Annotated in this window: 11 protein-coding genes and 4 pseudogenes; 9 read left to right on the top strand and 6 right to left on the bottom strand. The window is 33.6% G+C overall.

The features are described from left to right. Window positions 1–59: 59 nt before the first annotated feature. Window positions 60–533 (bottom strand): annotated as a pseudogene (locus tag MHH71_RS10680) (DUF4179 domain-containing protein); the annotation flags it as partial. Between the two features lie 150 nt (window positions 534–683). Between MHH71_RS10680 and MHH71_RS10675 the strand changes: the two are divergent. Beyond that, window positions 684–2,117, top strand: a complete 1,434-nt coding sequence (locus MHH71_RS10675) for an ABC transporter permease (RefSeq protein ID WP_018782894.1) — start codon at window positions 684–686, stop codon at window positions 2,115–2,117. Window positions 2,118–2,128: 11 nt separating this feature from the next. Further along, window positions 2,129–2,815 carry an ABC transporter ATP-binding protein gene (locus MHH71_RS10670; protein WP_006093786.1) on the top strand — a complete coding sequence of 229 codons (687 nt, stop codon included), beginning with the start codon at window positions 2,129–2,131 and terminating at the stop codon, window positions 2,813–2,815. A gap of 78 nt (window positions 2,816–2,893) precedes the next feature. On the opposite strand, the gene MHH71_RS10665 is transcribed toward MHH71_RS10670, so the two are convergent. Continuing rightward, on the bottom strand, window positions 2,894–3,040 hold the full coding sequence (locus MHH71_RS10665; protein ID WP_006093787.1) for a hypothetical protein: 147 nt from the start codon (window positions 3,038–3,040) through the stop codon (window positions 2,894–2,896). Window positions 3,041–3,313: 273 nt separating this feature from the next. Between MHH71_RS10665 and MHH71_RS10660 the strand changes: the two genes are divergently transcribed. The 4 genes and pseudogenes from MHH71_RS10660 to MHH71_RS10645 all read left to right on the top strand — a co-directional run. After that, window positions 3,314–4,012, top strand: a complete 699-nt coding sequence (locus MHH71_RS10660; RefSeq protein WP_006093788.1) for a response regulator transcription factor — start codon at window positions 3,314–3,316, stop codon at window positions 4,010–4,012. Next, on the top strand, window positions 4,005–5,123 hold the full coding sequence (locus tag MHH71_RS10655) for a HAMP domain-containing sensor histidine kinase (protein ID WP_033798693.1): 1,119 nt from the start codon (window positions 4,005–4,007) through the stop codon (window positions 5,121–5,123). The genes MHH71_RS10660 and MHH71_RS10655 overlap by 8 nt, the downstream gene beginning before the upstream one ends. Window positions 5,124–5,205: 82 nt before the next feature. Then, complete coding sequence (gene vanY, locus MHH71_RS10650) at window positions 5,206–6,066, top strand: VanY-A/VanY-F/VanY-M family D-Ala-D-Ala carboxypeptidase (protein WP_006093790.1); 861 nt, start codon at window positions 5,206–5,208, stop codon at window positions 6,064–6,066. Between the two features lie 54 nt (window positions 6,067–6,120). Further along, a pseudogene (locus MHH71_RS10645) lies at window positions 6,121–6,354 on the top strand (zinc ribbon domain-containing protein); the annotation flags it as partial. Window positions 6,355–6,457: 103 nt separating this feature from the next. Here the strand turns inward: MHH71_RS10645 and MHH71_RS30575 are convergent. Next, window positions 6,458–6,652: a hypothetical protein gene (locus MHH71_RS30575; RefSeq protein ID WP_006093792.1), complete on the bottom strand. Its 195-nt coding sequence runs from the start codon at window positions 6,650–6,652 to the stop codon at window positions 6,458–6,460. Between MHH71_RS30575 and MHH71_RS30570 the strand changes: the two are divergent. After that, window positions 6,628–6,802, top strand: a pseudogene (locus MHH71_RS30570) (IS4 family transposase); the annotation flags it as partial. The gene MHH71_RS30575 and the pseudogene MHH71_RS30570 overlap by 25 nt on opposite strands. Before the next feature lie 162 nt (window positions 6,803–6,964). Here the strand turns inward: MHH71_RS30570 and MHH71_RS10635 are convergent. Together MHH71_RS10635 and MHH71_RS10630 are read right to left on the bottom strand one after the other, a co-directional pair. Beyond that, window positions 6,965–8,416, bottom strand: coding sequence for a sensor histidine kinase (locus MHH71_RS10635; RefSeq protein ID WP_033798696.1), 1,452 nt, complete (start codon window positions 8,414–8,416; stop codon window positions 6,965–6,967). Further along, the gene (locus MHH71_RS10630) at window positions 8,409–9,095 is read right to left on the bottom strand and encodes a response regulator transcription factor (RefSeq protein ID WP_006093794.1); all 687 of its coding nucleotides are present in this window, start codon (window positions 9,093–9,095) and stop codon (window positions 8,409–8,411) included. The genes MHH71_RS10635 and MHH71_RS10630 overlap by 8 nt, the downstream gene beginning before the upstream one ends. Before the next feature lie 152 nt (window positions 9,096–9,247). Between MHH71_RS10630 and MHH71_RS10625 the strand changes: the two genes are divergently transcribed. Next, window positions 9,248–9,412: a hypothetical protein gene (locus MHH71_RS10625; protein WP_018782900.1), complete on the top strand. Its 165-nt coding sequence runs from the start codon at window positions 9,248–9,250 to the stop codon at window positions 9,410–9,412. A 334-nt stretch (window positions 9,413–9,746) separates the two neighbouring features. On the opposite strand, the gene MHH71_RS10620 is transcribed toward MHH71_RS10625, so the two are convergent. Then, a complete protein-coding gene (locus tag MHH71_RS10620) occupies window positions 9,747–11,135 on the bottom strand; it encodes an MFS transporter (RefSeq protein ID WP_006093796.1) in 1,389 nt (462 codons plus the stop codon). Window positions 11,136–12,100: 965 nt separating this feature from the next. Between MHH71_RS10620 and MHH71_RS10615 the strand changes: the two are divergent. Continuing rightward, window positions 12,101–12,313 (top strand): annotated as a pseudogene (locus tag MHH71_RS10615) (IS5/IS1182 family transposase); the annotation flags it as partial. Between the last annotated feature and the right edge of the window lie 22 nt (window positions 12,314–12,335).

The raw sequence follows: 12,335 nt of genomic DNA, 5'->3' as shown, positions 1-12,335 counted from the left end.
ACATATAAGCATCGTATTGGATACACATTGTTCTATTCTTTTTTTCATTTTAATTTGTTTTATTTTTTCAATTTTGCAGGATCAATTTGAATTTGTCCTTTCCAAGATCCAGTTACTTTTCCGATTTTATTTATATTTACATTTATCGTAAGTGGTTGTTTAAAGGATCCTTTCCCTTCAGGACCTTCAACAAATGTAACAACGCCTTCGGGTTTATCTTTATCACGAATACCTACATGTTTTAATTCTTTTCCATCTGCCATTAATTTGAATGGTAAATCATCTGCACCTTGAATAAATCCTAACTGTGAGAACATACCATCCTTAGTATTATATTCAGGATTTTCTTCTTGTTGTCCATTTGCCTTACCATCACTTTTAAGGTCTAATCCAGTTGTATCAAATTCAAACGGTACTAGACTTCCATCAGCTTTTTCAATTCTATAATGAACTGATATACGTGAATCTGCCACAAATAATTCTTTAAAATGCACAGTAACACCTTGATCAGTTATTTTTTCAACTATGTTGATGTTACAAAACTGTGCAACAGAACCCGTTAGAAATATGTACATGAATAACTCCATATAAACTCCTTAGCCCTCTAGATAAACTACTGAATAACTCCATACAAACTCCAGATAGTGTATATAGAATAAAAACTATCAAGGAGGTTAGAAAAAATGAATTTTATAAAACGCGCAATTCTCAGTATGAAAAAACGAAAAGGAACATCATTAATTTTGATGGCTGTCTTTCTGATTGTTACCAATTTAGTGTTGGCAGGATTCACAATCCAAAATGCATCAAAAAAAGCTGCTGATGCTGCAAGAAAAAAACTGGGTGCAGATGTTACTTTGGGTCTTGATTTTGATAAATTAGGAAAACAAGCAAGGGGAACTGGAGAAATGCCTAATCCGCCGCATCTCAACACAAAAGAAGCAGATCAATTAGCGAAGTCCAAGTATGTAAAAGACTATAATTATATAACCAATACTTTCGGAATTTCGGATGGATTTAAATTAGTAGGGGCTTCAGAAGGAGAAGAAGAAGGAAAAGGTAGAGCGGGAGTGGCGACTGTACGAGGAGGATCAGGTTCAGGTTCAGAAATAGATATGAATTCTTCTCTTATAATAGAAGGAGTGCGCAAGACTTTATTACAAGAAAGTTTTAAAAATGGAAAAAGTAAAATCATTGATGGGAAACCAATTACAGAAAAGATGAACGATCAGAATGTAACTTTAATGGAAAAACGATTAGCGGAACAAAACAATTTGAAAGTAGGAGATAAGGTTAAAATTCAATCAGGGGATAAGAAGAAAACTCTTGAAGTTGAAATTATTGGTATTTACGAAACGAATGAGCAACCACTGGGTGAGCATGCACCTCCTATGATGGATCCAGCTAATAAGCTATATATGCCTCACTCTACTTTAAAAAAATTAGAAGCAGATGAAGGTACTAGTAGTAGCATTCAAGTCGTGTACTTCTTGAACGATCCACAATACATTGATGCATTTAAAAAAGAAGCAAAACAATCTGATATTGATTTTAATTATTTTAAGTTAGATGCACATGATTCATTGTACAAACAAATGATTGGTCCTATCGAAAATATCTCTTCTACTTCTCAAATGATTATCTATATGGTATCTATTGCAGGCGCTATTATCTTAGGATTAATCATTATGTTATCAATTAAAGCACGTCGTAAGGAAATGGGGATTCTATTGTCCATTGGAGAGAAAAAATGGAAACTGATGGCACAGTTCGTAGTAGAAGTAGTATGTATTGCTATTTTAGCATTTGGATTATCCCTAACAACAGGAGCTAAAGTTTCTCAATTCGTAGGGGATAATTTACTTTCGAGTGAAATTGCTACAGCAAGCGAAGAAAAAGACAATTCACAAAATGGTAGTGTAATGATGGTTGGAGCTGGTGGTAATCTACAAAACCAAAGCGAAGATCCAATTGATAAAATTGATGTAAGTGTAACAGGAGAGGATTTAGGAAAAATGGGGGGAATTGGACTGACTATTGCTATATTAGCAACCATTCTTCCGGCATTATCTATTCTACGCTTAAATCCAAAACAAATCCTTTTAAAAGATGAATAAGGAGGCTCGGCATGGAGACAATTTTACAATTTAAAAACTTAAATTATTATTATGAAAGTAACCGAAAAAAAGTAACGATACTAGATAATGTGAATTTTTCTTTTCAAACAGGGCATTTTTACACGATTTTAGGGCCGTCTGGATCTGGCAAAACCACAGCTCTTAGCCTAGGTTGTGGTTTGGATATACCTAAAAATGGTTATGTGCTGTATAAGGGTAAGGATATTCGAAAGATTGGTTTAGATCGATACCGGAATCAATATGTATCCGTGATTTTCCAATCCTATAATTTAATTACCTATATGACCGCTCTTCAAAATGTACTAACGGCAATGGAAATTACAGGTGTTCAGGTGAAAAATAAAAAGGAAAGGGCATTAGAATTATTAGAGAAGGTAGGACTTACAGAAGTAGAGGCGAAGCGAAATGTCCTGCAACTAAGTGGTGGACAACAGCAACGTGTAGCAATTGCTCGAGCGCTATCTTGCAATGTTGATATACTTATCGCTGATGAGCCAACAGGAAACCTTGATGAAGAAACCGCAAAAGAGATTATTGATTTGTTTCAGAAGCTTGCCCATCAAGAGAATAAATGTGTAATTGTTGTTACACATTCACAAGAAGTTGCAAAACAATCGGATCGAGTAATTTATTTGAGCAAGAAGCAATTAGTAGTAAAAGATATTAATAATTCTTAAATAATAAACTCCCCTATTAATAGGGGAGTTTATTTGTTAGTTAGATATTGGAATATTAGGGGTCACCATACATGCCCATCAACTTAAGAAGAGAAGCAAAATGAACTTTCGTTCTCGCTTTACAAGCTCGAGTGTTCTTGCAAGTTTTTCTAAAAATACAGTCGTAACATATCGTTGTAATCCTTTGGCAAATAGTTGTAGCTCATCTTGAATTGAGAGACTCATAACAAAACGTCATCCATTCTAACCTATTTAGGTATTTTTGAGTATTAAAATCTCTTAAGTTGACGGGTATTTATAATGAGACTATATAAAAAACTAAACTGGAAGCCAGATTCCCTATTACTATGATCTAGTTTTACGCGTATCTCGACTGTAATCTCCTTATTGTACAAGCAGAGCGGACTAGTATAAAATCGAGTGTATGAAAATATATAATGAACAAATTTTTTAGAGTGCCAGTGGAATAGAAGCGGAATGATATAGGAGTGTAGTAAAATGAATCGAATTTCAATTTTAATAGCTGACGATGAGGCAGAAGTTGCGGATTTAATTGCGATACATTTAGAAAAAGAAGGCTACCATGTTATTAAAGTAGCTGATGGAAAAGAAGCTATTCGTGTTATTCACTCTCAACCAATTGATTTGGTGATTTTAGATATTATGATGCCTAAAATGGACGGTTATGAAGTAACGCGTCAAATTCGTGCACAATATCATATGCCCATCATTTTCTTAAGTGCAAAAACATCAGATTTTGATAAGGTGACAGGACTTGTAATAGGTGCAGATGATTATATGACGAAACCTTTCACTCCGATTGAATTAGTTGCCCGTGTAAATGCGCAATTACGCCGATTTTTAATGTTAAATCAACCGAAAGCAGAGGACAATAAATCAGTTTTAGAAATTGGTGGAGTAGTCATTTATCCTGAACAACGGACAGTTAGTGTATATGAAGAACAAATTGAATTAACTCCAAAAGAATTTGATATTTTATATTTATTAGCAAGTCATCCGAAGAAAGTATACAGTGTGGAAAATATCTTTCAACAAGTATGGGCAGAAGACTATTACGAAGGTAGAAATACAGTAATGGTACATATTCGTACCTTAAGAAAAAAACTTGGAGAAGATAAAAGAAAGAATAAATTGATAAAAACGGTTTGGGGGGTAGGTTATACTTTCAATGGCTAAAATGATAAGAAGCTTTCGTTCAAAAATGATCGCACTATTTGCGTTAAGTATGATACTAGCTGGTAGCGTAACGTATATGATCTACAAAGGGCTGCAGCTCTACTATAAAACGGTGGTTCGTTATGAGGATCCTTTAGCTCAATTCCGTTCAACGATAAGAGAAATTGGAGACATTAATTTCTTTTTAATTATATTTATCCCTTTAGCTATTTTGTTTTTCTTCTTTCTTACTAGACCATATTTGAAGTATTTTAATGAGATCTCTAATGGGATTCATCATCTTGCTAACGGTGATTTTACAAACCGGGTTTATGTTTCATCGAATGACGAGTTCGGGGATATCGCACACGAAATTAACCTAGCGAGTGAAAAGTTAAAAGAAGCGGTAGAAAGAGGAGATTTTGCAGAAAGCAGTAAAGATCAGTTAATTGTTAATCTGGCTCACGATTTAAGAACACCATTAACATCTGTTTTAGGTTATTTAGATTTAATTCTTAAAGATGAGAATTTGACGAGGGAACAAATTAAACATTTTTCTACTATTGCTTTTACGAAATCTCAACGACTCGAGAACTTGATTGATGAGTTATTTGAAATAACAAGAATGAACTATGGCATGCTGAAGCTGGAAAAAAGACCAATTGATATAAGTGAATTACTTATACAGCTAGATGAAGAATTATATCCGTTATTAGAGAAACAAGATTTAGTAGCCAGAATGAATGTGAATCCTCACTTAACTATTAATGGAGATGGAAAATTATTAGCAAGAGTATTTGAAAATCTTTTAACGAATGCAATTCGCTACGGATATGATGGACAATTTGTTGATATGAACGGGTATATTGATAATGGAAAAGTTGTCGTACAAATTATTAATTATGGAGATAGCATTCCAAAGGAAGAGTTACCGTATCTTTTTGATATGTTTTATACAGGAGACAAAGCAAGAACTCAACAGCAAGATAGTACAGGGCTGGGGCTATTTATTGCGAAAAACATTGTGGAACAGCATAATGGGACGATTTCTGCAGAAAGTAATGTAATACGAACAATATTTGAAGTGAGGTTACCGAAAGATGATGGCGTGGAATCTCATTTAATAATTTAATAAAAATTTAAAGTTTACCCCACTTTTTATTTAAATAGTTTTTTCTATCCTATACGTAAGTTAGGTCAAGGAGGAACTAGGAATGAAAAAGTGGATATTTATTTCTCTTTTTATATTGTGCACAGTATGTGTTGGTATTTATATAGCACCATTATTTCAAAATGGAGTAGATGTTAAAATCGTAGAAAAAGGTGATAAGGTAAACTCTACGAATACTGAAAAGAAAGAGATTACAAAAGAACAAATTTATAAAGGTGATTTATTATTAGTCAATAAAGATTATCCTGTTCAGAAAGATAGCATAAGGTCTGATATTATAAATGTATTTCAAAATACGGAATTAGTAAGAGGGTATGTAGTGCTTGATAGAAATATTCATTTATCAAAGGATATTGTGAAAAAGTTTTTGAAGATTGTAGATGCTGCAGAAAAAGAAGGGATTCATCATTTTTTGATCAGTAGCGGCTATCGAGATTTTAAAGAACAAAGGAAGCTATATGAAAAAATGGGTTCTGATTATGCATTACCAGCAGGGTATAGTGAACATAATTTAGGGCTATCACTTGATGTAGGGTCTACTCAAATGAAAATGGAGAAAGCCCCTGAAGGAAAATGGATTGAAGACAATGTATGGAAATACGGTTTTGTTTTACGTTATCCGAAAAATAAAAGTAATATTACAGGAATTCAATATGAGCCATGGCATATACGTTACGTCGGTTTGCCTCATAGTGCAATCATGCAAAAAAATAAATTTACTTTAGAAGAATACTTAGATTTCTTGAAGGAGAAAAAGGAGATTTCAACTAATGTTGAGGGGAAAGAGTATACGGTTTCTTATTATAAAGTATCAAAAAATACGACCATTAATGTCCCGGTAAATCAGCATTATGAAATTTCAGGGAACAATATGGACGGAGTAATTATGACGGTTCATAAATAGTAGCTTACTTTATAAATTAAGCCTACATCATCAACTTAAGAATGGAAACAAACTAAATGGATGCTTTTGTATAAGTGCGAAAAATTTGGAGATTTACTTGTGAAAGTAGACCCAGTATACACATCGCAAGATTGTTCTGGTTGTGGAAATCGTGTGAAAGAATTACTTTCTATTCGAACACATATTTGTGCAAAGTGTGGAACGGTATTAGACAGAGATCATAATGCAGGCCTAAATATTTTGCAAAAAGGGTTAGAACAATTACTTATGAGGACGACCAAAGATTGAAACTGTAGGACAAGGTTGTGTCCAAACAGTATAAACGACGCCTGTGGGGAGTATGTAAGACTGCTAAACAGGAAGCCCCTTCTTCAAACGACTTGTAAGAGTGTTAAGGAGGGGCATTCACTATTGGTGTAAAAGCATCTTGTCCTTGCTTATAGTAATAAAAAGTACTCCAATGTAAATTATCATGCAGTAAAGAACCAGTTTCCATATTATGTTCCAATAACTGTTTTATATAGATGATAGCATTAATTCGTTCAGTATATTTTTCAGAGAATTTTTCTGTTTCGATCCATACCAAAAGACACCCAAGAATTATCAAAGATTCTTCTTCGTCTGTTTAAACTCCTACAGTGAAACGAACGAAAATCGCATCGATACGAGAAGAAAACAGTCTTTGATATTAGGTGTCAATTAAAATTGTACCATGTCTCACAATCAAGCAGCTTAATAAAAGAATGAAACCCGTTTGTTTTTTGATATGCAGAATTTCTAATGATCTACACTGGTTTTTTAGAAAAAGAAAAAAGTTTCTTTTGAAACTGACCTTTTTTAATCTTATCTTGATAGCGATGTGGTGAGACCCCGAAATAAGATTAAGATTCTTTTTTGTTTATTTGATAGATAATGGAATGGTAACTAAAAATTGTACACCCTCTTCTACATTATTTATAGAATACCTTATACCCAGTGCTTCAAAAATTTGTTTGACGATATATAACCCTAAGCCACTCCCTCCAGTATTTCGATTTCTTGACTTTTCGATTCGATAAAATGGTTTGAAGATATCTTGTATATTCTCTTCATTAATTTTGACACCTGTATTGATGACTTGCATTTGGATGTGGTTTTGTTTAGAATCTTGGGTTAACTGTATATAGACTTTTTCGTTATGCGGTGAATACATAACCGCATTATGAATAATGTTTTTACAGGCTTTTTCTAACAGAACACAATCCGTATAAACAAAAAGGTCAGAATCAATTTGTTTTATGATTTGAATGTCTTTTTGAGAAGCAAAAAATCCGATATCTTTTGTGATTGTATCCATTAATTCTGAGAGATTTACTTCTTCTAATTGTAGTTTAAAGGTATGTTGTTCTAGTTTTGACATGCTTAAAATTTCGCGAACCAGTTGTTCCATACTTTCAATAATTTGGTGATTTTTCTTTAAGTATTGGTCACGATCTTGATAGGGACCAATATTATAGATCATCCCTTCTAGGTATCCTTTCATAACAGTGAGAGGAGTTTTTAATTCATGTGATACAATTGCAAAAAATTCTCTGCGTTTTGCTTCTATTTCTCTTTCTTTTTCAATATCGCTCTTTAATTGCTGATTCGCTTTTTGTAAATTGAACATAGCTTGTTGTAAATTAATAGACATATCGTTCAAGCTATTGGATAATTCTCCTAATTCATCCGTGGAACGAACCTCAATTTTTTCGGAGAAATCTAAGTTTGCCATCTTTTGTGCACCCTCATTAATATAAATGAGTGGTTTTGTAATAAACCTCGAATAGAAATAAGCACTTCCTATACCAATCACAAGTACAATGATACTGATATAGGGAAGAAAACGTACTAAGACTTGCGTAGCTTCATCAATAGGTTGAAATGTTGCGAACACCACAAGTGTTAAGGTAATATCTTGGAATTGAATCGGCACAGTAACATCATATGAATTACGAAGGTAATCTGAACTCCCTAATGGTGTTGCTTTGGCAATCACATGTGCTTGGGTACCTCTTTGAATAAAACTAAAAGAAGGAGAATACATAACTACGCCTTCCTTATTTTGAAGGGAAATCATTGCGTTATTTTTTTGTGCGTATTCATCAAAAAGTGGTATAGCATTTTGAAACGTAAGATCTTTAGATTTATCAATTATTTCTTCTATTCCTGTTTGAAGCTGATCTGTTTTGTATTGCTCATAAAATGTAGGGAGAAAGAAGTATAAAGTTAAATAAATCAGGACTGCAAAGGCTAACAAAATGAGGGATGTAGTCATAAAGAGTTTATAGGTAATTCTCTTCGTCTTCATGATTTTCACAATCCTATTCATCGATTTTGTAACCAATGCCCTTTACTGTTTTAATGTAGGAAATATCTAATTTTTTTCGTATGTTTTTAATGTGTGTATCGATCATACGAGTTTCTCCGTGATACTCGTATCCCCAAACCTTTTCTACGATGCTTTCTCTTGTGATTACTTTTTTCTTATTTTGAAGTAGTAGTTGCAGAATTTCGAATTCTTTTGCCGTTAAGGGGATTTCAACCTCATTTACATATACTTTATATGCATCGCAATCAACATGTATTTCTTTAAAAAATAAATGATTCTCCGTACTTTGATCATAGCTTCTCCGCAGCACTGCTTCGACTCGTCTAATCAAAACATGAAAAGAAAAAGGTTTCGTAATATAATCATCGATGCCAAGATCAAATCCCTTCATTTGATCTTGTTCTTCTTCTAACGCGGTTAGCATAATAATGGGTATATTTGACTGACTTCGAATCATTTTGGCAACTTCAAATCCATTAAGGTTTGGCATCATCACATCTAGTAGAATTAAATCAAAGGATTGTTTATTAAATTGTTTCATGCCCTCTAATCCATCTGATGCAACTGTAACAGCATACTGCTGAGTCATTAAAAATTGTTTGATTAATTCCTGAATTTCTTGATCATCCTCTACCACAAGAATATGATAGTTCATCCTTATATCACCTCTTGTAGCCATTATAACCTGCTTATCTGGAGTTTATGTGGAGACGTATTAGAATACATAGAAACAATATAAAAACTTCACAGGAAAACTATATTTATATCATATCAGCTCCAGATTCAAGAGATATGATATAAAAAACTACAAGAAAGAAGGAGGTAATCAAAATGTCACTTGAAACAAACATAATTCTTTCTTTATTAGATGTAAAACTGTGGATGGTCTATCATTCGGATAGTAGTCGCATAAAAGTGAAAAAGAAATTAAAACCAGCACCATACTTACATAAGTACGTAAGTGTAAAGAAACGAAAGCTATATAAGTCTAGTTAACAAAAATGTTACATCTCCTCCATCGTACACACTCTTTATAACATCCTTATTTTCATTCCTGAATAGTAACTTTACGGGTAAAAAGAGAGAATCAAATTGATTCTCTCTTTTTCGTATACTGAGAATTTGCAAATGTTTAGTCCTGTTACAGTTATTGGAGCGGGTGTTATTGGGATTTCATGCCCTATACAAACAAAGGCGAAGTCTTTAAATAGACTCCGCCTTTTCGGTGTATAACGAATTACAGGAATTATTAAGGGTTGCATAACCATTTAACGATGCAACCCTAGATTCTCTATGTTTTGGGTAACTTTGCAACAGAACCTTTATAAATCTATTTTGTCGCTTTTCGTCCTACTAATACCCAGTACAGAGATAAACTGAAAAGGGTAACGAGTACGAGAATGAATAGGATGTTACTAAACATGGAAGCATCCACATTGTTTGTCATTCCGAAGAAACTTTTTTTCATTGCGGAATGGTCCATCATCGCTGCTGTGTAGGCAATTCCGATTGACATTGCGACATTTAGTGTTAAGTTATAAAATCCGATTGCTGTTCCTGTTTTTTCTTTATCAATTGTACAAATGCAAGAGTCAAGTAATGGTGCATACATGAATGCAAATGAACTAGAGAATAGAACCATAGAGATTACGAATACAACAACAGAAGTTTTGATAAAGAATCCGCCTAATAGTAAGCTGATTATAATGCTGCACATAGCGAGCGTAATACATTGCTTGCTTCCCATAACCTTTGCAACTTTTCCTGAAAGAGCTCCAACGATAGTTGCTGCGATATATCCTGGAATTAATAATAGTGAAATTGCATCTAGCTGCAAACCGTAAATCTTTTCAAGCAAGAATGGGAATAGGAAAATATATGCTAGCTGTACAGAGTAAATGATAAATGCAACGCCAAGCAATGAGATAAACTGCTTATTTTGGAAGAATGAGATTCCGATAAAAGCTTTTGAATTCTTACTAATATAAGTAAGGAACAAGGCAATTGCAACAATAAACAAGACTAGGTAAAGCCAATTGAAATCTGTAATATATAGTAGTAGAGATGCTGAAATGGCTCCCACTAGGAATAATCCTAATACATCTACATGACTGTTTTTCGCCTCTTCCTTAGGAATGTATTTTAAAATAAAAGGAAGAGTGAAAAGTGTTACTAAAGAAATTAAAAATAGAGTTGTCCAATGGAAATATGTTGAAACATAACCTCCAGTTAATGCACCGATAAGCTGTGAAAGAGCAAAACTACTTGTACTTAATCCTAAAAATTTCTTTTGTTCATCTGCAGGTAAATGCTTTGTGACAAATATTACATATAATGTTTCAGCTGATGCTAAACCAGCAGTTTGGATAATACGTGAAATAACAACTAGTAAAAACGAATGTTGAAAAATATATCCCATGACGGAACCGACACAGATTAAAATAATCCCAGCGCTAAAAAGTTTTCTAAAACTAATAGAATCCGCTAAAGCTGCGTAAACGACTGCTCCAATTCCAATCACAAGACCAGCTAATGTTGCTTGCCAGCTAACTGTTGTCGCTGAAATGTGAAAATCTTTTGCCATATCAACAGAAATAATCTTAAACGAATTGTCAATTACTAAACATAATAGAAATAACAGTAAGGTAACAGGTACTGCTTTCTTAGCACTATATTTCTGAGTTTTCTTCATGCTCACATCTTCATTAATTGTAGACATAGCTATATTCCTCTTTTCTTGTTATTCAGGGAATTGTCTTCCTGAGTCATGATTGTCTGGCCTTTAACTACCAATTGATCCTTTTGTAAAGGATGGTTTCGGTAATTTCTACACCTTTTGTTTCATATGCGAGGCTTTCTTGTGCACAGTTGTACCGATTTTTGTTCGTTCCTTCTTATAGTGTTTAAAAAGGAAACGTTTTCATGAACAACCAAAAACATCTTATCTTTTGATTACGCTTTCATGATGATGCATAATAACTCCTTGAACTATATAATATTGTTTGGTTATTTAAAAACTTGTATGCACTTGAATATTGAAAAGGATATCATGCCTTTCCTTCTTATGATGCTTACAAGGAAGCATTTTCATGAACAACCAAAAACATCTTACTTTTTGATTGCGCTTTCATGACGACTCTTTGGGATATACAATATTGTATAGTTGTCTAAAAACTTGTATGCATCTGAACAATGAAAAGGATATCATACCTTTCCTTTGCTCACAACCCATCTTTCTTTTGGAATTTGTCTTTTTTGTTACAAAAAAATCGCCCCCATTATAATTGTAAGTAACCACACAAACAAGAAATAGGAGACGATTTTTTTATCCCGCATTAACGTGCAGTAATACTCCCACCTCAAAATTCGGTGAAAGCAAAGCAGTTAGATGGGAGATCAACTGCCCGTAAAAGCCCGATTGGCTCAACTAATAATCAGTGGGGGATGAAGAAAGCCCCCACTGATTAAAGTTTCACTTTATGAGTAACCATTCAGCTATTTTCATTCATTAATAACATGGGTCGGTTAATTCTACCAATGGACTATAGCAATTTAATCCCAGAAGATTATGTGGTAAGAGTGATCCATGACATGGTGGAACAAGTGAAAACGGAAGTAGAACAGGAACAAGATAAGGGAGCAAAAAAAGAGAAAAAGAAAGTGTATCAAGAGAAACGAAAAATACATAAGAAACTGAAAGAAGACTATTTATCACGACTACAAAAATATGAGTCACATCAAGAGACTTTCGGTGATCGTAATAGCTTCTCGAAGACAGATCCAGATGCCACGTTTATGAGAATGAAAGAAGACCCCATGAAAAACAGTCAACTGAAAGCTGGATATAATGTGCAAGTAGGAACAGAAAATCAGTGTATTGTAGGATACTCTCTTCACTAAATTCCGACAAATACACGTT

It is taken from the genome of Bacillus sp. FSL H8-0534 (assembly GCF_038005885.1).
In the GTDB taxonomy this organism is placed as follows: Bacteria; Bacillota; Bacilli; order Bacillales; family Bacillaceae_G; genus Bacillus_A; species Bacillus_A pseudomycoides.
The sequence above is the reverse complement of the archived record's forward strand: the minus strand, read 5'-3'. Positions and strand labels throughout refer to the sequence as shown.